The sequence below is a fragment of the Stenotrophomonas sp. 107298_Sma genome (genome assembly GCF_056480345.1).
On record NZ_CM151094.1, the window covers coordinates 2,631,375 to 2,648,938 of the forward strand.

Genomic DNA, 17,564 nt, shown 5'->3' on the forward strand with positions numbered 1-17,564 from the left:
AGGCGAACGCGGGACCTGGCCGTGCGCAGCACAGCAAAACCATGCGTGACAGCCGGAGAGCACGGCACCACACCTATTCGGAGATCTTGTCGTGGCCAAGCCCCGCACCGCGCCGCCCAGCGCACCCAAGACCGTCCAGGACGGCAAGCCGGCCGACGTGCTGGCCGTCACGGAAGAGAAGGCTTCCAACACGCCACCGGCGACGGGCGGCTCGGCACCAGAGCAAAGCGATGGTCAGCTGCAGTCCGCCGAGGCCATTGCCTCTGCAGCCGATGGTGCTGCCGTCGGCCTGCTGCGGCCAGCCGGTCCGGAAGCGGACCAGGACGCCGGCACCGAAGCGGATGCTTCTTCGCCTGATGCGGCGTCTATCGAGACTGCCGCTGCGGCTGCCACCTCCACAGCTGGGGACCATGATGCTCCGAGCGCCTGGTGCTTCGAAGTACTCAGCCCGTTCAAGCACAACGGCGTGGTCGTCAAGCCGCCGGCATGGATCGAGATGACCTGGGACGATGCGGAGGACTACCAGGATGCAGGCGTCCTCGGTGATGAACCGGCCACCCCGGAAGAGCTGGAGTAACCGGCCGCCATGTCCTACTGCACGCTCGCGCTGCTGTCGGCGGCCAAGCTCGCCCAGGAACTGGCGCAGGTGGCCACGCCGGAGCGCTATCCGATCGTGGACGATGCGCTGATGGATGCCACGCTGCTCGGCAGCGATCGCAGCGCCTTCGACCCGGCTGACGTGGCGATCGCCGATGAGGCAGCTGCGCACGTGCAGCGTGCCCTGGACGATGCCGATGGCGTGATCAATGGCTACCTGGTCATGCGCAAGCCCAAGCCCTATACGGTGCCACTGCCGGCGCCGGTGCCGGGCCTTGTGTCCACCTGGGGACGGTGGATTGCGCGTTACCTGCTGCACAAGGACCGGGTCAACACCGAGGAGCGCACCGATCCGGTGGTGCGCGACTACAAGGAAGCGCTGCGCTTTCTGGAGCTTGTGCGCGATGGCAAGTTCAGCCTCGGCGCCGATGACCCGCTGCCGGCCCCGAGCGGTGGCGCCCCCGAGATCTGTGCACCGCCGCGGGAGTTCAGCCACCGCACCCTGCAGGACTATGGCCGGTGAGCACGCAGCCCTTCGACATTGGCCTGGTACGCGATCGCATCCGTCAGGGCGTCGGCGACAGGGACCTGCGTCAGATCCAGGGCAGCGCCGACTATGCCGCCGTGCAGGCGTTGCGCGACTTCCCTGCGCCGTGCTGCTACGTGTTGCTGGCCCGCGAGATGCCGCTGGAGACCAAGACTGGCGCTTCGATCCCCGGCCAGCAGGCGCGCCTGGCGCAGCTGGTCGAAGTGAACTTCGCGGTGGTGACCGTGTGCCGCAATTACCGCGAACAGCGCGGCGCCCAGGTGATCGATGAGCTCCGGATCCTGCTGGGCAAGGTTCGCCAGCCATTGCTCGGCTGGACGCCGCCCATTGCCGGTGGCCGTGCCTGTCAGCTCATCGAGGGCAACCTCGAGGACTACGACGCCGCTATCGCGCTGTGGGTCGATGTATGGAAGACCCAAGCCCTTCTTCAACCTGAGATCCCGCGATGACCACCCAGAAATACACCATCAAGAAGCCGGGCCTGACGCTGTCGCGCAAGCCCATTGCCGCCGGCGAAACGGTCGACATTCCCGCCGACCTGGTGCCCTGGGCAGTCGAGCACGAGTTCATCGACGCCCCCGAGGCTGATTCTTCCCCCAACACATCGCGCAAGGCCGGTGGCCAGGCGCCTATTGCCAGCGCCCAGGAGGCGAAGTAAGCCATGTCCAAGACCGAATATTTCTCGTTTCAGGGCCGCGTGTATCTGGGCCTGCGTAATGCTGACGGCAGCCGCGCGCCGGCGCGCTGGGTGTATGACAGCAGCGTCCTGGAGCTGGCTATGTCCAGCACCCGTGAAACCAAGAAGGAGAGCTGGTCGGGTGTGCGCGGCGTCGCCGCCACCATGACCACCGAGCGCAACCTAGGCGTGAGGCTGACGTTGGGTCAGATCAACAACGAAAATCTGGCGCTGGCCACCGATGGCACGCGTCTGGATCTGGCTTCGGGCTCGGCTGCCAACGAGGCCATCGGTGCCGTCAAGCCGGGCGACGTGGTCGCACTGGAGTACGCCGCGATCAGCACGCTGGTGCTGGAGGGTGGCACGCCGGCGGCACCACTGGTGCTCGACACCGACTACACCGTCAATCTTGCCACCGGCATCATCACCTTCCTGACCACCAAGGCCGCGGTGGTGGCCAAAACCTACCAATATGCTGCCCACAGCGTGGTCAAGGTGTTCGAGAGCAGCAAGTCGGAGTACTACGCGCTGTTCGACGCCGTCAACAGTGTCGACGGTGCCACCCAGCGCGTCCGCGCCGACGTGAACCGCATTTCGTTCCCGGCGGCTGAATCCCTGCCGCTGATCAACGATACCTTCGGTGAGATCGTGCTCAATGGCGAGGCCAAGATCGATCCGGTCCGCCAGTCCGATCCACGATTCGGCCTGTACGCCCGCGTCATGCTGGTGGATGCGGCCTGATGGCCACCCGAATCGGTAACCAGGCCGAGGTGCCCTCCGGATCCGGTGCGCCGGAACCGGAGGGCATTGCCGACGAACTGGACATCCTGGCCGCGCAGCAGCAGCGCCAGGTCGGCGGCAAGACCATCATCGTGCGCGAGTACGGATTCTTCGAAGGTGCCCGGATCCTGCCGGCCGCCGCGCCGCTGCTGGCCGACCTGCAGCCGCTCTTCGAGGGGCGCGACGCACCTTCAATGCTGGAGGTCACCGATGTGCTGCTCTCGCACCCTGACCTGATTCGGCACCTTCTGGCCTGCGCCATCGCCCCTGCATCGGGTGAGGTCCAGGATGCTGCCGCCGAGGTGCGGGCGCAGGAAGCGTGGCTGGAAACGCTCAATGAAACCGATGGCGAGCAGATGCTGCTGCTGTGGTGGCAGGCCAATGGAAATTTTTTGCTGCGCCGGCTGCTGCGCAACGCCGTCGGCAAAAAGGTGAGCCAGTCGGCTACGGACGCGTCTTCACCGACCTGATCTGTGCTGGCTACGGGCGCTGCTTTGCAGATATCGGTCGGATGACGCAGCGCCAGATCCTGCTCGCTTGGGAGCATGTCCAAGCCCAGCAGCGGCGAGCGCGGCGGGAGCGCATTACCGACACCAGCGCTGCCTATGCCGGGGGTGATCCGGCGACCACCTTGCTGAAGGAACTGGAGTAACAATGGCCGCCACCCGCAACCTTGAACTGGCGATGCGCATCGCCCTGGACATCGAGCAGGCCCAGAAAGCCCTGCCGGTGCTGCAGCGCGGGCTGGCCTCGGTCAAGGATGCGGGCACTGCCGCTGGCGCCGGTCTGGAGGCGGCCACGAAAGGCGCCGACAAGGCCGCCAGCGCACTGGATCAGACCAGCCGCAGCAGTGCTGAGGCCGCCAATCGCGTTCGCACCGCCGGTGGGGCTGTGCGCCAGACAGTGGCCGATGAGATCCGCTCGATCTCCGAGCTGGATGCTCGCCTGCAGCAGGGCGCGGCCAGCATGTCCGAGCTGGCCGATACCGAGGCCATGCTCGATCGGGTCATGGCGCGAGGACTGATCACCCACGAGGACTACAACAACGCGCTCAAGACCCTGGATAAGCAGGAAGCGGCGCTGACCCGCACTGAACAACAGCGCCAGCGCGCCGTGGAAGGGGCACTGGGCCGCTACGATGGTGCCTCAGTCAAACTGCAGAAGCTCGAGCGCGACGAGCGCGAGCTCAAGGCGGCGGTGGACGCCGGCAGGATCAGCCGTGAGCAGTACAACCGCGCCCTGGCCGGCATCAACATCCAGCGCAATGCCGTCAACCTGGCCGAGGCCAACAGTCGCGGGCGCGGACCCGGCGCCATCTCGGCCGGTCAGTACCAGATGGCCATGCGCCAGCTGCCGGCGCAGATCACCGATATCACCACCAGCATCGTCAGCGGCATGCCGATCTGGATGGTGGCCATCCAGCAGGGCGGGCAGCTGAAGGATTCCTTCGGCGGCGTGGTGCCGGCCGCGCGTGCGCTGGCCGGTGCGATCACCCCCACCGTGGCGGTGGTCGGTGGCTTGGCCGTGGCGGTCGGCGGCCTGGCGCTGGCGTGGAAGCAAGCGGTTGATGAAGAGATGGCGTTCCAGCGGGCGCTGATCGTCACCAACAACTATGCCGCCACCAGCACTGCCAACCTGCAGGGCCGGCGCGATCAGCTCACCGGCCTGCAGGGCGTCTCCCGCGGCACCGCCGCCGAGGCACTGACGAAGGTGGCGCAGACCGGCCGCTTCACCGGCGAGCAGTTCGAGCTGGTCTCGCGCAGCGCTGCCAAGATGCAGGCCTCCGCCGGCCAGGCCATCGACACCACCGTCGCCAAGTTCCTGACCCTGAAGAAGGATCCGGTCGAAGGCCTGTTGGCACTGACCGAGTCGGAGAACTTCCTGACCGAAGCCCAGTTGGCGCGGGTGCGCGCCCTGGTGAAAGAGGGCAACCAGCAGGAGGCCGTGGCCGAGGCGATCAAGATCTATTCCGATCGCCTGGATGAGGTCGCGGCACAAAGTGATGAAACGATGCCGGCGCTCGCCCGCGGCTGGCAGGGCGTCAAGAAGGACGTCAGTGGCGCTTGGGGCGCTTTGGGCGACTTCACCAACGCGGTTGTGCAGCTGGCTGGCGAATGGGGCGTGTTGGCCAAGCTGCCGCGCCTGTCGGATCTGCTGGGCATGGGTGTAGTCGGCAGCACGTTGGCCAAGAACTTTGAGCTTCCCTCCTTTGCCGACCTGACCGGCAAGATGGCAGCGCGCATCCGGGCGGCCTCTGGAACCAACGCGCCTGTGAAGGTGCAGATGGCTGGCATCGACGCCCCCCTCACGCCGGAGGAAGAAAAGGCCAGGCAGGAGTTCGAGCGGCTTCGCATCAGCAACCTGAGTAAGGTGAAGAAGCTCGAAGAGGAGATCGCCAATATCCGGGCACTGGGCAAGGCCGGCCGTCTGGACGATAAGGCGATCAAGGCCCTGGAGGCAGAGGCCCGCGCACGCTATGCCGAGAGCCTTCCCAAGAAGCCCAAGGGCCCCAAGACCGAGGCTCAGACGGACGAAGCGGCCGCACAGCGCGAACTGGAGCGTCTGAAGCAAGAGATCGCGCTGGTCGGCACGCTGGATGAAACCCGCAAGAAGGCCACCAAGACCGCAGAGATCGAGGCTGCCATCAAGGAAGGGAACTTCCAGAACGCATCGGCAAAGACCAAGCAGGAGCTGCTGGACACTGCCAAGAAGCTGGACTCCGATCGCCTTCGCGTAGAGGCGGCAAAGAAGCTGCTGGAAGTGCAGGATCAGATCGCCAACCTAGAAGGCCGCGGCCCCGATGCGCAGCAGGCCAAGAGCTTGCGCGAGCTGGAGGTCACACGTCGGCAGATGGTCGAAGCGGGCAACCAAGACGGCGTGGTTCAGGTCGACCGTGCCAAGGAGCTGGTGCGGCTGACGGCGGACCTGCAGAAAATGCAGGAAACCTACAACCGCGCGATGGGCGAGATGGGCCTGGCCCAGCAGCGCATCCAGGTTGAGCTGCAGGCGGGGCTGATCACCGAGGCGCAGGCCCGCCAGAAGCTGGTAGATCTGTCCCGGCAGCAACTGTCCGCCCTGGGCGATCTTCCCGATCGCATGCGGGCAACGGCTGAAGCGCTGAAGAACCCCGAGGCGCTGCAGGCGGCCGAACAGATGGCCGTCAAGCTCAAGGAGATGGCCGCCACCACCAACCTGCTGCAGCAGAACGTGCGCACCACGTTCCAAAGCGCGTTCCGTGATGCCCTGATGTCGCTGGCCAATGGCAATGCCACGCTGGGCGAGATCGTGCGCAGCTTCTTCCAGTCCATCGCCAGCGGCCTGGCGGGGTACGTTGCCGATGAGCTCTCGGCCAAGCTGGCGTCGACACTGACCGGCAAGCTGTTCGGCAAGGGTGCTGAGGTGGGCTCGCAGGCAGCAGCCGCGACCGCAACTCAGGCCTCAGCGGCGGCCTTGTCTTCTGCTGGCGGTGTTGTCACCGCAGGTGCAAGCGCAGTGACCGGCAGCGCGTCGGCGCTGGCCAGCGCGGGCGGTGGCCTTGTCACCGGCGCTGGCGCTTTGGTCGCCGCCGCAGTCCAGCTGAAGCAAGCCGCGATCGCACTGGCTGCGGCAAATAGCTCCGGCGCGGTTGCCGACTTCGCCGGCGGCCTCTTGGGAGCAGTCGGCAAGGTTGGAAAGGTCAGTGTTGGCACGCCCGTTCCGATCAAGAAGGCGCAAGGCGGTCCGGTCTGGGGTCCAGGCACCGGCATCAGCGACAGCATCCCTGCCTGGCTCTCAAATGGTGAGTTCGTCGCCCGTGCCAAGGTCGTCTCCCAGCCAGGTGCACTGGCGTTCCTGCATGCCTTCAACGCGATGGGCATGGACGCAGTGCGCCGCTGGGGCGCCTATGCCGACGGCGGCCTGGTCAGCCAGATGCCATCACTGCAGCGCTCGCCGGTGTTCAGCACAGTGGCGGCCCCGCCCACCAGCTCGCCTACGCAGCTGGGTCTACGCCTGATCAATCAGGTGTCGTCGGGGCTGTTCGAGGACTACATGGAGGATCCGGGCAGCGACAAAACCATCATCAACAAGATCGACCGCAACGCTGCGGCGATTCGCCAAGTATTGGGACTCTGAGTATGGCCTGGGCAACAGACACCGCCGCCAACATCACCGACCTCATGGCCCGCCTGCGGGACTTTCTGACCACCAACGCTGCCTTGGTAGCAGCGAACCAGCAGTGGCAGGTGGTGGGCGGCGTGGCCAGCGGCCCGATCGCCGCCAACGATTTCGTGTCCCTGAAGGGCCGAGGCCTTGCGGGCGAGGATGAGATCTACCTCTCGCTGCAGGCATGGGTGGTTCCGGCCAGCGCTTACTACAACATAGCGGTCATCGGTCACACCGGATACAACCCGGCTCAGCCGAGGCCGGATCCTCCCGGCTCCAACTCAAAGCCCGTCGCATTGCTGGGCGTCAACTCGCCGATCAAGTATTGGTTCGTCGCGAATGGCCGTTGCTTCAAGGTCATCACGCGAATCAACGGTCGTTACGACGCTATCTATGCCGGCTTGATCCTGCCCGATCATCTGCCCGGCGACTGGAGCTACCCGCTCTTCATCGGCGGATCGTGCCTGGACAGGAACTTCCTGGCCTCTTCCGATAGCTACGAGCACTCCAATTTTTGGAGCGCCAATGCCGACGGCACCGACAACACCAATCGCAGCCAGGCGTATCTGTTCTCGCCCATACAGGCTTGGGTACCGATTCGCAACCTCGCACTGAACGGATCTCAGACCACAGGACGCATGACCCTGCCGTGGGCGAAGGGGATCTGCAATCAGAACGTGCGCAACCTTCTGGACGGTCAGCGATGGGTACAGCGCGGCCAGCTGGCGGGCTTCGCGTGGCCGGGCAGCCTCACCGACAGGAGTTCTCCCTACAGCCAGATGCCCGAAAGGGGCCAGTTCTACGGCAGCTTCGACGGCGTCTTCTACACGCCGTCCTTCGGTGCAACAGCTGAGCAGCTTGCAACGGTTGGTGGTGTGGACCATCTGCTGGTGCCCAACGTGTACCGCACTGGATCTGGCGAGTTCGCCGCGTTTTCCCTGGAGTGAAGTAGAGATGGCCTACGCCGAATTCAGCAACGTTCCCAACGTGCAGACCCTGATCGACCTGGTCGTGCAGTTTGCGCAGGCCAATGGCTGGACCGTTGAACGCAACAACCTGGCCGGGGCCAATCGAACAGCCACCGTTCGCATCCCCGGCGTGTCGGATTACGTTCACCTATTCAACACTGACCAGCTGAGCCTGCAGTCGCGCCTCTCGATCGGATACAACGGCGCGCTCGATCCCAATTCGCAACCGCTGCAGTCTCCACGGAGCGTGTCGACGCTCGGGCTGATCGGTCCGTTCCCACGTGTAAAGCTGTTCGCCAATGGCACCGCGATCCACGTCGCCATCGCCCAAGCCACTGCAGGCGAGTATCGCCATCACGCGTTCGGGGTTCTTGCCAAGGCCGGCGCCTACGACGGCGGCACCTATGTCGATGGCACGTACTGGCCACTGAACGGCAGCTCCAGCGGCGTGATCAGTACCAGCGCCCCCACGGTGGTGCTGTTCGGATACAACACTAACGGGCTGGGTTGTGGACAGGTAAGGGCCGACTCTGTCGAGGAGGGGCGTAGCAACAGCTACCACATGATCTGCAACACCTACGGCGGGTCGCTCGGAACTGAGGGCCAGGCCGGCAGCGGTGTGGGTCCGAGCTATCAAGGATCGACCAATGACGAAACGCGCGACCACCTATGGTTGGGCCGGGCGCTGGGCAATGCAGACGAGAATGTATTCTCCGGCCGCAGCATCCTTCACCCGATCCAGCTGTGGGTCCGTCGTGCTGGAACGACACCCAACCGGTCTCCGATCGGCGAGGTGATCGGCCTTCGGGCGTGCTACCTGGAGAAGCTGGAGCCCGAGCAGGAAATCACTATCGGCGATGAGACCTGGGTGGTGATTCCCTGGGTGCGCAAGCTGACGATGGCCAGCGGTTCGGATCAGCCTCCGGCCAGCAACGCCTATGGCTGGGCAATCCGGAAGTCCTGATGGCGCTGCTCCTGTCCACCTCCATCAGCACTGGCCCGAGCTGGCGAAGCCAGAACCTGGGCATCGCGCGCACCCGCATTCCCGTGCCATTTCGTGGCGCGCTGGCCAGCGCTCGCCTTCTGGCCGGTCCGGCGCGTGAGTCCACAATTGTTGAGCCCGAACAGCGTTCGGCCGGGCCCGCGCTGCGCACTTCGTTCGATGACTGGTACCACCGGATCCACACCCTGCCGCTGCGCATCGACCTCGGCAATCTGGTGACCAACCAGGTGCGATTCGTCCAGGTCTGGAATGCCTACCTGCAGCCGCAGACGCTGGCCTCGGTGGTGCTGGAGAACGGCGAGGGCGTCGAGCTGGTAGGGCCAGGCGCGCCGCCGTTGGCCTTCGCCCCCCTGCAGCTGCGGCGGTGGCAGCTGTCGATCACAACCGAGGGCCCGCCGGTCATCGCGGCCACGCTGTCTTACGACTTCGTGGCACTGGGGCGGCGCACCGTCACGATCACCGGCAATCGCATGTCGGCGTGGATGCTGCCGCCAGACTGGTCCCGGCCGGTGTCGGAAACTCTGGCGTGGGCAACCGATGTGCAGCAGGCGGCAAATGGCGCTGAGGCCCGCTTCCCGCTGCGAGGCTCCCCGCGACGCTCCTGGGAGTTCAGCGTTCTGGCCGATCGCCGTGAGCGCCAGGTGCTGGAACACGCGCTGTTCGACTGGTCGGCGCGCACCTGGGCACTGCCCATCTGGAATGACGTGTCCTGGCTGCAGTCGCGCCTGGCACTGGGCGTGCAATCCATTCCGGTACCGGCCGCCACACAGCGGGACTACCGGCAGGGCGGTCTGGCGATGCTGTGGCAAGACGTCACCACCTATGAACTGGTCGAGGTGGCCGGCATCGCCGGCAATGCCCTGCAACTGGCTCGGCCCACGGCCAACGCCTGGGCGCCGGGCACGCGGGTGTTGCCCTGCAGGACGGCGCGTCTTGCAGAGACGCCCAGCCTGGAGCGCCTGACCGACCAGGCTATTCGCTCCACCGTGCGCCTGACGGCTGTGGAAACCTGCGACTGGCCAGCCGTAGCACCGGCGGCCACCTATCGCGGTCGACCTGTGCTGGAGCAGCGGTCTGACTTGGATCAATCGCCGACCGCTGAGTTCGGCCGGCAGTTGGTCGTGATCGATGGGGACATCGGTCCGATCGCGGTCGATGACTTCACCGGCAAGGCCTGGCCGGTGCAGTCCCATGCTTGGCAGACGTGGGGCCGCGCCGAGCAGGTCAATCTGCGCAGCCTGCTGTACTGGTTGCAGGGTCGGGCGTCCTCGCTGTGGCTGCCGTCCTGGGCCGATGATCTGGAGCTGATCGAGCCCGCCCTGGCCACCGCCGGTGGCATCGTGGTGGCATGGGCAGGCGTGTCGCGCTTCGGGCGCGCGCAGCCCGGCCGTCGCTATCTGCGCATCGAGCTGTTCAATGGCCAGGTGCTCTACCGCCAGCTGGTCCAGGCCACCGAACTTGATCCGCAGCGCGAGTTTCTGCAGTTGGACGTGCCCCACGGTATCGCTCTGCAGCCTGCAGCCATTCGCCTGATCAGTTGGATGGTGCTGGCCCGCCTCAGCTCCGACACCGTCGAGCTGTCCCATGAAACCGATGGCGAAGGGCTGGCCCGCTGCAAGGTGTCCTTTGCCGGCATCGGCGCCGAGGAAAGTGAATCGTGAGCCTGTTTTCCCGCCATGTAGAGCTGTACGAGTTCGGCCGCGGATCTCAGCGCTGGTGCTACACCTCCAGCGACAGCGCAGAGGTCTACGACTCGCAGCAGTTCACCGCCGTGGCCATCAAGCGTGGCCGCCTGGGGCAGTCGGCGCAGGAGGCGCGGTCGAATCTGGAGGTGACCGTGCCGCTATCGCTGCCCCTGGCATCGGTGCTTCGCCCGTTCCCGCCGACCGAGCGCATCACGGTGCGCTGGCGCAGGGTGCGCAAGAGCGATGGCGTCATCCGCGACACGTGGAATGGCGTGCTAAGCGATTTCACCGAACGACAGAACGACCTGGTGCTGACCTGCCAGAGCAACATCGGCGCAGCCGCCACCAATGGCCTGCGCCGGTGCTGGCAGGGCCCATGCCCGTTTGCTCTGTTCGACGTCGACTGTGGGCTCAACCCGGAACTGTTCCGCGTCGATGGTGTGCTATCAGCCGCCTCCACGCAGACGGTCACCTCCAACGCCTTTGCTGCCAAGCCCGATGGCTGGTTCGTGGGCGGCTTCATCAAGTGGAAAAGGGGCGCTGCTACCGAGTACCGCTTTGTCGTCGGTCATGTCGGGCCCGTACTGACCCTGCTGACCGCCGCGCCGCTTGCTGCGGGCGAGCTGGTTTCGGCTTACCCCGGCTGCGGCCACGCGCTATCGGTGTGCCACGAGAAGTTCAACAACGCGCTCAACTACGGCGGTCAGCACACCATCCCGAAGAAGAATCCCTTCGGCCCGGCCCCCATTTTCTGAGGAGATAGAGCATGTGGTTTCAGATAGCCGCGTTGGTGGTTTCGCTGGTCGTGAGCGTGGTGTTCCGTGCGAAGCCGGCCGTGCCCAAGCCAGCGGCGCTGGAGGACTTCAACGTGCCCACCGTCGAGGATGGTCGCGAGTGCGCAATGATCTTCGGCACGAACTGGATCGATGACCCCAACGTGCTGTTCTACGGGGATCTGCGCACTACGCCGATCAAGGTCAAGGGCGGTAAGAAGTAATGGGCGGCCCCGTTCTGGTCACCGTTGAGCACGCGCGCGCCGCCAAGCTGGGCGAGCACAGCGGGGTGCTGTGCGCTGCCGGCATCCGTACGTGGATGGACCGGCATGGACTGGATCTGCGCCAGTTCCTGGACGAAGGCTTGCCGGTAGAGCAGTTCGAAGCCCTGGACGATGCCTTCGCCCGGCGCCTGGCCGCGATCGCCCGCGAGGAGGCCAGCCGTGGGTAGTGGCAAGAAGCAGACCGTCGGCTATCGCTACTACATGGGCATCTACTTTGGCGAATGCCTGGGTCCGGTGGATGCGCTGCGGGAAATCCGCGTCGGCGATCGCACCGTCTGGGACGGCAGCGCACAGACGGTGTGGACCAAGATCTTCGGTATGAATGTGCCCCGCACGGTGCCGGCCACGGGCCCGATCACCACCTCGCGATCCATCACGATTCTCGCCCCCGAGGTGTTCGGCGGTGACAAGGGTGAAGGCGGGATTGTCGGCACGCTGGAGGTGCGCATGGGCGAGCCCACGCAGATGCCCAGCACCTACCTTCAGTCATTGGTGCCTGGGCCTTGGCCGGCGGCGCGCGGCCTGTTCACCACCGTGTTCAATGGCCAGGTGTCGGCCATGAACCCCTACATCAAGAACTGGACCAAGAAGGTCTCCCGCTGGAAGCAAGGGTGGAAGAACGGTGTATGGCGAGGCGACCTGGTGCAGATCGATGAGGGCATGAATCCGGCCCACATCATCTATCAGGTCCGTACCGAGGGTATGGGCCACCCGGTCGACGTAATCAACGAGGCCAGCTTCCTCGCCGCAGCCCAGGTGCTGAAGGCTGAAGGGTTTGGCCTGTGCTTGAAGTGGTCCAAGTCGGTCCCTGCCGGTGAGTTCATGGACATGGTGTGCGACCACATCGGCGGCATGCGCATCGAGGACACGTTGACGGGGTTGACCGAGCTGGTCCTGGTGCGCCCGGACTACGATCCGGCTGCACTGGCAGAGATTGGTCCTGGCCAGATCATCGAGCTGATGGAGTGGCAACAGCCGATGCTGGACAACAGCGTCAACGAGATCACGGTGGTCTATCGCGATATCGCCACCAATAAGGACGCTGCGGTCACCTATCAGAATCTCGCCAGCGTGCAGGCCCAGGGCAGAGTGGTCAGCAGCCGGAAGAACTACCCAGGCCTGTGGAACGCCACGCTGGCCGGCCGCGTCGCGGCGCGCGAGGTGGCGGCGGTGAGCAGTCTGCCCTGCAGGGTGAAGATCCGGGTGCGGCGCGATGCTGGCCCCTTCAAGCGTGGCCAGGTGCGCGCCCTGTCGTGGCCACGGCGCGGCGTAGCGCGCATGCCGGTGCGGATCCTGGACGTGGACGAAGGCACGCAGACCGAGACGGCCGTGGTGCTGACTGTTGGCCAGGACGTTGCCGGCATGGCCGCCGCCAGTTACATCCAGCCCTCAGATAGCGCCTGGGTCGAGCCGGACACCAAACCCAAGCCGGTCACGGTGCAGCGCCTGCAGGAGGCCAGCTATCGCGACCTGGCCACTACGCTCGGGGCGCCGGATCTCGCTGCCTTGTCGCCGGACGTCGGCTACCTGACTTCGATCGGCGTGCGGCCTTCCTCGGTGGCATTCGGCTACACGCTGCAGACCCGACTGGGCAACGCTGCTTTCGCCGAGGCGGGTACGGCCGACTTCGCCCCCACCGGCCTACTGATCACCGCAATGACGGCCACCACCACGGCCATCGCCCTGTCCGCCGGCGTCAGCCTGGACATGGTTGAGGTCGGCACCGAGGCGCTGATCGATGATGAACTGGTCCGGGTGGTATCGATCGACCCGGTGGCGGCGACGCTGACCGTGGCCCGTGGCTGCGTGGACACCGTGCCGGTGCCCCATGCCGTGGGCACGCGGGTGTGGTTCACCGACGAATACGTCGGATTCGATGGCCGCGAGTACCTGGCCAACGAATCTCCCCAGGCAAAGCTGGTCACCCGCACCAGCCAGGGCGAGCTGAACCCCGGCCTCGCCACAACGATTTCGCTGACGCTGCAGCGCCGCCAGATCCGGCCGTATCCACCGGGCAGGCTGCGCATCAACGGCGACACCTATCCGGCCGAGGCCTGGGGTACGGACGGCACCGTGGTGGCCACCTGGGCCCATCGCGATCGCATCCTGCAGGCTGACCAGCTGGTGGATTCCGAGCAATCCAGCATTGGCCCAGAGCCAGGCACCACCTACACCGCCCGCTGGTATCTGGAGAACACCCTGGTGCGTACTCAGACGGACATCACATCCGCGACCGACAGCTTCCTGCCGCCGGTCGGCAGTGGAGGCAAGACGCTGCGGGTGGAGATTGAGGCCGTACGAGCCGGCTTCACCAGCTGGCAGCGCTTGCAGCACACCTTCCTCTACCGCGCACAGCTGGTGACCGAAGCGGGCGACCGCATCGTCACGGAAGCCGGCGACCCGATCATCCTGGAGTAACCCCAATGCCTGACGTCAAATTCTCCCAACTCGCCGCTGCCAGTACGGCCTCGGTCGCGGCCGGGGCCGGCCTGTGGACGATGGCTGGTCACATCCTCGGTCTGCGCATGGAGTATGTGGGGCCGGCTTCCATTCGCGTTTCCAGTGGCAGTGCCTGGATTCCCTCGCTGCAGCGGGCGGTTGAGGCTCCGGCCGCGCTGACCCTCAGCGGTATGACGCTTGCGGCCAACACCTGGTACCACCTCTATCTGTACCTCAATGGCGCGACGCCCGCGATCGAGGCTGTGGCCACGGCCCCAGCTTCTCCATACAGCGGCTCGGCACGCGCCAAGACCGGTGACCCTTCTAGACGGTATCTCGGTAGTGTCAAGACGTTGCCCGCAACTGCCGCCCTTATTCCGTTCATCGTCGACAGCTTGGGAGAGCAGCGCTGGCTTGTCTCCAACCCGAGCCCGCCTTTGCGCTGTCTCAGCAATGGCAAACAAACGGCCAGGACCACTGTCTCTCTGGCACCGGCCATGCCGGTCACCGCCACCCATGCAATTCTGCAGGTCTCCAACACCGCCAGTGACTACTACTGCAACCTGTCAGTGCCTGGAGCTGCCTTGGATAGCATCATTGGTGTTCCGCCCGGTGGCTCGGCGTCCAGCAACCTGATCACCTTCCCCACCAGCGCGAACCAACAGGTTGATTACATATACGGTGCTACGCCCAACGGCGGCCTGTACATCGACGTGGTTGGCTTCGCGTGTGAGCGCTGATCATGTACGCCATCACCAGCCACAGCTTCCGCGTCATTGACGAGAGCATGCCCCTGGCCGCCGGCGAGACGCGAGTCCAACAGCTCCCGCAGCAGCTGCTGGTCACGATCAGAGGCGACGAGGCTCGGCGCCAGCGGGTTGCCCTTCTGCGAGCCAGCGACTGGACCCAAGGGGAAGACTGTCAGCTGACGCCTGAGCTAAAGGCGGCGCTGGCGGCGTATCGCCAGAAGCTGCGCGATCTGCCCGCCCAGCCGGAATTTCCTGATTGCGGCTGGCCGGTGCCGCCGACCCTGCCGGCAGGCGCCGCCAGCGTGTCCCCGCCGGGCGTCACTGGCAATTAGAACAGGGCGCCAGGCTGGCAGCTGCAACTGTCAGCCTGGCGCCGCAACACACGCGTACAGCCCGCGTGCTATTGGCCGAGGCCCTGCTCCCCGCGCGGGGGAGACAAGCCTCGCCCAGACCCATCGCAGAGGCTGAGAATGAAGACGACCACGCTGTTCCCCTGGCCGGGCGGGAAGACCCGCCTGCTGCCCCACTTGCTGCCCCCGGTGGCCGACGCCCCCCACCGAACCTACGTCGAGGCCTTCGCCGGTGGCGCTGCTCTTCTGTTCGCGAGAGAGCCGGCCAAGGCCGAGGTACTGAATGACTGCCACGGTGAGCTGGTGCGCCTCTACCGGGTGGTGGCCAACCACCTTGAGGAGTTCGTCCGGCAGTTCAAATGGGCCCTGACGAGCCGGGAAATGTTCCGCTGGTGCCAGCTCCAGCATCCGGAAACCCTCACCGATATCCAGCGAGCTGCACGCTTCTACTACCTGCAGCGACTGGCTTGGGGTGGCAAGGCGACTGGCCAGACCCCCGGTTTCGGCCGGGGCGGCAAGGGCCTCAATCTGCTGCGTATTGAAGAGGATCTGAGCGCTGCGCACCTCCGGCTTCACAAGGTCACCGTCGAGCACCTCGCCTGGCAGCAGTGCATGGCTAAGTACGATGCCGCCGATACCCTGTTCTTCCTCGACCCGCCGTACTGGGAGACTGAGGGGTATGGCACTCCCTTTGGGATGGAGCAGTACCAAGAGCTGGCGCGTCAGATGGCCGGGCAGCGCGGCGCTGCCCTCCTGACGATCAACGACCACCCGGCCATGCGGGAGGTGTTCGGCCAGTTCAGGTGCCGAGTGGTGCCGATTCGCTACACGATCGGCCGGCAGGCGGTACAGCGGCGGGAGTTGATCTACACGACCTGGTAGTCAGGCCGGGGCACGGGGCGGTTTCCGCCCCGTGCAATTTCATTCCCGTGGGCGCAACATGAGCGCCCCACCGTTTATCTCACGTGTGGCGGGCGATTTATCGCGCGCCGTTACATCCAGTGTTTCGGTCACCCGTACCCCTTCCCCCTCACCCGCCTCCGCTGCGGCACGCAGGCTCCAGGTGCCGTCCATGCCACGCTGCGCACGTACGCCGCTGCCGCGCAGCAGCTGCTGCAGGGCCTGCATCTGGCTGTACTCACCCTGCACAGCACTGGAGCGCCGGCCTTCCACCAGATCGCTGCGGAACACCACCTGCACATCGGCCTGGCGGCCAAAGGCACGCACGGCGTCGGCCAGGGGTTGTTCCGGAATGGTGTACTGGCGCAACGGCGCGACGACCGCCGGTTGCGCCTGCACGACCGGGACCCAGGCCAGCGGCAGCAATGCAGTAGAGATGGCCAGAGCCAGGACGGTGGCGCGGCGATGACAGGCAGATGCCGTGGACGGCATGGACAGGAACTCCTCAAGCGTGGCTGGACCACGGGCACATCCGGTGCCGGTGGTGTGTCTGGCTTGAGAAGAAACGGTGTTTCGCTCTGGCTATACCTCTATAGACAGCCGCGTGTGGCGACTGCCCACGGTTTTTTCATGTTTTTTTCATGCCGTGTATTCCGCCATGAACCGGCTGCACCTCACCACAGCACCAACGCGCCACCGGGCAAGCGCTGCACGCGCAGTCCCGCCTGTGTGGCCACGGCATCAATAGCGGTCTCCGGCTGCTGCAGGTGGAACAGGCCACTGACCCGCACGTTCGCGCCCTGCCCGCCCAGTACCCACACCGGTGCACGCCGATAGCGCGCCAGATCGGCGATGGCCTGCGCGGCCGGCAGATTGTCGATCGCGACCTCACCACGCCGCCACGGCGCCATGGCCTCGGCATCTTCCAGCCGCACCGGCTGCAGCCAGCGGCCGTCACGGAACGTCCGCGACTGCCCCGCATGCAGGCGCTGTACGCTGCCATCGCCCGGACGCACGTCGACCGCACCCTCGCTGACCTGGGTGGTGACCGTGGTGTCCTGCATCGACACGCTGAAGGCGGTGCCGATATCACGGACCCGGCCGCCCCCGGCCTCGACCTGGAACGGACGAGCCTCGTGCGCCACCTGGAACCAGGCCTGGCCGCGCAGCAGGCGCAGGCGACGCTGCTGGCCGTCGAACTCGAGCGCCAGCGCGGTGCCCGCATCGAGCACGGCGATGCTGCCGTCTTCCAGCTGCACCACGCGTGGCGCATCGCCACTACGCAGGTCACTGCGTGCCAGCAGCAGCGCGTGCGGCGCAGCGGCAACCATCAGCACCACTGCGGCTGCACTGGCCAGCAGCCAAGGCAGGCGGCGACGCGGTGCGATCGGCCGCAACCCCTGGCGGTCGGCGGTCAGTTCAGGCAGCGCCGCCAGCACTTCGGGCCCGGCGGCATCCAACCCCTGCCAGAAGGCTTGCTGCTGGCGCCAGGCCAGCGCATGGCGGGGGTCGGCCTGCAGCCAGCGCTGCAGAATTCGTTGCTGGCGTTCCGGCAGCGGGCCTGCACTGCACCGGATCACCCAGCGCAACGCCTGCCTGGCCTGACGCGGCGAGGGTTCGGACGTGGTCATGGTTGTGGCCTGCCGCACCGCGAACGGGTGCGCTTTCCT

General features: G+C 65.8%; 19 protein-coding genes and 1 pseudogene. 18 read left to right on the forward strand and 2 right to left on the reverse strand.

What is annotated here, in order from left to right; all coding sequences use genetic code 11:
- The first annotated feature begins 91 nt into the window (after nt 1-91).
- From ACZK2G_RS12385 to ACZK2G_RS12470, 18 genes are all read left to right on the forward strand, one after another.
- A complete protein-coding gene (locus ACZK2G_RS12385) occupies nt 92-577 on the forward strand; it encodes a hypothetical protein (protein ID WP_099605495.1) in 486 nt (161 codons plus the stop codon).
- Nucleotides 578-586: 9 nt separating this feature from the next.
- Nucleotides 587-1,120 carry a gp436 family protein gene (locus ACZK2G_RS12390; protein WP_478473462.1) on the forward strand — a complete coding sequence of 178 codons (534 nt, stop codon included), beginning with the start codon at nt 587-589 and terminating at the stop codon, nt 1,118-1,120.
- The gene (locus ACZK2G_RS12395) at nt 1,117-1,593 is read left to right on the forward strand and encodes a phage tail terminator protein (RefSeq protein ID WP_478473464.1); all 477 of its coding nucleotides are present in this window, start codon (nt 1,117-1,119) and stop codon (nt 1,591-1,593) included. Before ACZK2G_RS12390 ends, ACZK2G_RS12395 begins: the two co-directional genes overlap by 4 nt.
- Entirely contained in the window at nt 1,590-1,802 is a 213-nt protein-coding gene (locus ACZK2G_RS12400) for a hypothetical protein (protein WP_099605493.1), read from the forward strand. Before ACZK2G_RS12395 ends, ACZK2G_RS12400 begins: the two co-directional genes overlap by 4 nt.
- Before the next feature lie 3 nt (nt 1,803-1,805).
- On the forward strand, nt 1,806-2,561 hold the full coding sequence (locus ACZK2G_RS12405) for a phage tail tube protein (protein WP_478473466.1): 756 nt from the start codon (nt 1,806-1,808) through the stop codon (nt 2,559-2,561).
- Nucleotides 2,561-3,070 carry a DUF6631 family protein gene (locus ACZK2G_RS12410; RefSeq protein ID WP_478473467.1) on the forward strand — a complete coding sequence of 170 codons (510 nt, stop codon included), beginning with the start codon at nt 2,561-2,563 and terminating at the stop codon, nt 3,068-3,070. Before ACZK2G_RS12405 ends, ACZK2G_RS12410 begins: the two co-directional genes overlap by 1 nt.
- 41 nt (nt 3,071-3,111) lie before the next feature.
- Nucleotides 3,112-3,252, forward strand: a complete 141-nt coding sequence (locus tag ACZK2G_RS12415; RefSeq protein WP_447384212.1) for a hypothetical protein — start codon at nt 3,112-3,114, stop codon at nt 3,250-3,252.
- Between the two features lie 2 nt (nt 3,253-3,254).
- Nucleotides 3,255-6,713, forward strand: coding sequence for a phage tail length tape measure family protein (locus tag ACZK2G_RS12420; protein ID WP_478473469.1), 3,459 nt, complete (start codon nt 3,255-3,257; stop codon nt 6,711-6,713).
- A 2-nt stretch (nt 6,714-6,715) separates the two neighbouring features.
- Nucleotides 6,716-7,690, forward strand: a complete 975-nt coding sequence (locus tag ACZK2G_RS12425) for a hypothetical protein (protein WP_478473471.1) — start codon at nt 6,716-6,718, stop codon at nt 7,688-7,690.
- Between the two features lie 7 nt (nt 7,691-7,697).
- Nucleotides 7,698-8,675 carry a hypothetical protein gene (locus ACZK2G_RS12430; protein WP_135273065.1) on the forward strand — a complete coding sequence of 326 codons (978 nt, stop codon included), beginning with the start codon at nt 7,698-7,700 and terminating at the stop codon, nt 8,673-8,675.
- Nucleotides 8,675-10,375, forward strand: coding sequence for a hypothetical protein (locus tag ACZK2G_RS12435; RefSeq protein ID WP_478473473.1), 1,701 nt, complete (start codon nt 8,675-8,677; stop codon nt 10,373-10,375). Before ACZK2G_RS12430 ends, ACZK2G_RS12435 begins: the two co-directional genes overlap by 1 nt.
- Entirely contained in the window at nt 10,372-11,154 is a 783-nt protein-coding gene (locus tag ACZK2G_RS12440; protein WP_478473474.1) for a phage BR0599 family protein, read from the forward strand. Before ACZK2G_RS12435 ends, ACZK2G_RS12440 begins: the two co-directional genes overlap by 4 nt.
- Before the next feature lie 11 nt (nt 11,155-11,165).
- Nucleotides 11,166-11,396, forward strand: a complete 231-nt coding sequence (locus tag ACZK2G_RS12445; protein WP_478473475.1) for a hypothetical protein — start codon at nt 11,166-11,168, stop codon at nt 11,394-11,396.
- Nucleotides 11,396-11,623 carry a hypothetical protein gene (locus ACZK2G_RS12450; RefSeq protein WP_478473477.1) on the forward strand — a complete coding sequence of 76 codons (228 nt, stop codon included), beginning with the start codon at nt 11,396-11,398 and terminating at the stop codon, nt 11,621-11,623. The genes ACZK2G_RS12445 and ACZK2G_RS12450 overlap by 1 nt, the downstream gene beginning before the upstream one ends.
- Nucleotides 11,616-13,874 (forward strand): hypothetical protein, encoded by a 2,259-nt coding sequence (locus ACZK2G_RS12455; RefSeq protein ID WP_478473478.1) that lies wholly within the window; start codon nt 11,616-11,618, stop codon nt 13,872-13,874. The genes ACZK2G_RS12450 and ACZK2G_RS12455 overlap by 8 nt, the downstream gene beginning before the upstream one ends.
- 5 nt (nt 13,875-13,879) lie before the next feature.
- Nucleotides 13,880-14,635 carry a hypothetical protein gene (locus ACZK2G_RS12460; RefSeq protein WP_478473479.1) on the forward strand — a complete coding sequence of 252 codons (756 nt, stop codon included), beginning with the start codon at nt 13,880-13,882 and terminating at the stop codon, nt 14,633-14,635.
- A 2-nt stretch (nt 14,636-14,637) separates the two neighbouring features.
- Nucleotides 14,638-14,976 (forward strand): tail fiber assembly protein, encoded by a 339-nt coding sequence (locus ACZK2G_RS12465; protein WP_478473481.1) that lies wholly within the window; start codon nt 14,638-14,640, stop codon nt 14,974-14,976.
- A gap of 138 nt (nt 14,977-15,114) precedes the next feature.
- Nucleotides 15,115-15,876 (forward strand): DNA adenine methylase, encoded by a 762-nt coding sequence (locus ACZK2G_RS12470; protein WP_478473483.1) that lies wholly within the window; start codon nt 15,115-15,117, stop codon nt 15,874-15,876.
- Nucleotides 15,877-15,969: 93 nt separating this feature from the next.
- Here ACZK2G_RS12470 and ACZK2G_RS12475 read toward each other — a convergent pair.
- A pseudogene (locus tag ACZK2G_RS12475) lies at nt 15,970-16,386 on the reverse strand (STN domain-containing protein); the annotation flags it as partial.
- A gap of 182 nt (nt 16,387-16,568) precedes the next feature.
- Entirely contained in the window at nt 16,569-17,525 is a 957-nt protein-coding gene (locus ACZK2G_RS12480) for a FecR family protein (RefSeq protein WP_478473484.1), read from the reverse strand.
- Nucleotides 17,526-17,564 lie beyond the last annotated feature (39 nt).

Bases quoted from the DNA above. Each gene is read 5' to 3' on its own strand.
- ACZK2G_RS12390 (WP_478473462.1), top strand. From the start codon at position 587: ATGTCCTACTGCACGCTCGCGCTGCTGTCGGCGGCCAAGCTCGCCCAG.
- ACZK2G_RS12405 (WP_478473466.1), top strand. From the start codon at position 1,806: ATGTCCAAGACCGAATATTTCTCGTTTCAGGGCCGCGTGTATCTGGGC.
- ACZK2G_RS12410 (WP_478473467.1), top strand. From the start codon at position 2,561: ATGGCCACCCGAATCGGTAACCAGGCCGAGGTGCCCTCCGGATCCGGT.
- ACZK2G_RS12470 (WP_478473483.1), top strand. From the start codon at position 15,115: ATGAAGACGACCACGCTGTTCCCCTGGCCGGGCGGGAAGACCCGCCTG.
- ACZK2G_RS12480 (WP_478473484.1), bottom strand. From the start codon at position 17,525: ATGACCACGTCCGAACCCTCGCCGCGTCAGGCCAGGCAGGCGTTGCGC.
- ACZK2G_RS12435 (WP_478473473.1), top strand. From the start codon at position 8,675: ATGGCGCTGCTCCTGTCCACCTCCATCAGCACTGGCCCGAGCTGGCGA.
- ACZK2G_RS12460 (WP_478473479.1), top strand. From the start codon at position 13,880: ATGCCTGACGTCAAATTCTCCCAACTCGCCGCTGCCAGTACGGCCTCG.
- ACZK2G_RS12400 (WP_099605493.1), top strand. From the start codon at position 1,590: ATGACCACCCAGAAATACACCATCAAGAAGCCGGGCCTGACGCTGTCG.
- ACZK2G_RS12445 (WP_478473475.1), top strand. From the start codon at position 11,166: ATGTGGTTTCAGATAGCCGCGTTGGTGGTTTCGCTGGTCGTGAGCGTG.
- ACZK2G_RS12465 (WP_478473481.1), top strand. From the start codon at position 14,638: ATGTACGCCATCACCAGCCACAGCTTCCGCGTCATTGACGAGAGCATG.
- ACZK2G_RS12420 (WP_478473469.1), top strand. From the start codon at position 3,255: ATGGCCGCCACCCGCAACCTTGAACTGGCGATGCGCATCGCCCTGGAC.
- ACZK2G_RS12425 (WP_478473471.1), top strand. From the start codon at position 6,716: ATGGCCTGGGCAACAGACACCGCCGCCAACATCACCGACCTCATGGCC.
- ACZK2G_RS12450 (WP_478473477.1), top strand. From the start codon at position 11,396: ATGGGCGGCCCCGTTCTGGTCACCGTTGAGCACGCGCGCGCCGCCAAG.
- ACZK2G_RS12415 (WP_447384212.1), top strand. From the start codon at position 3,112: ATGACGCAGCGCCAGATCCTGCTCGCTTGGGAGCATGTCCAAGCCCAG.
- ACZK2G_RS12430 (WP_135273065.1), top strand. From the start codon at position 7,698: ATGGCCTACGCCGAATTCAGCAACGTTCCCAACGTGCAGACCCTGATC.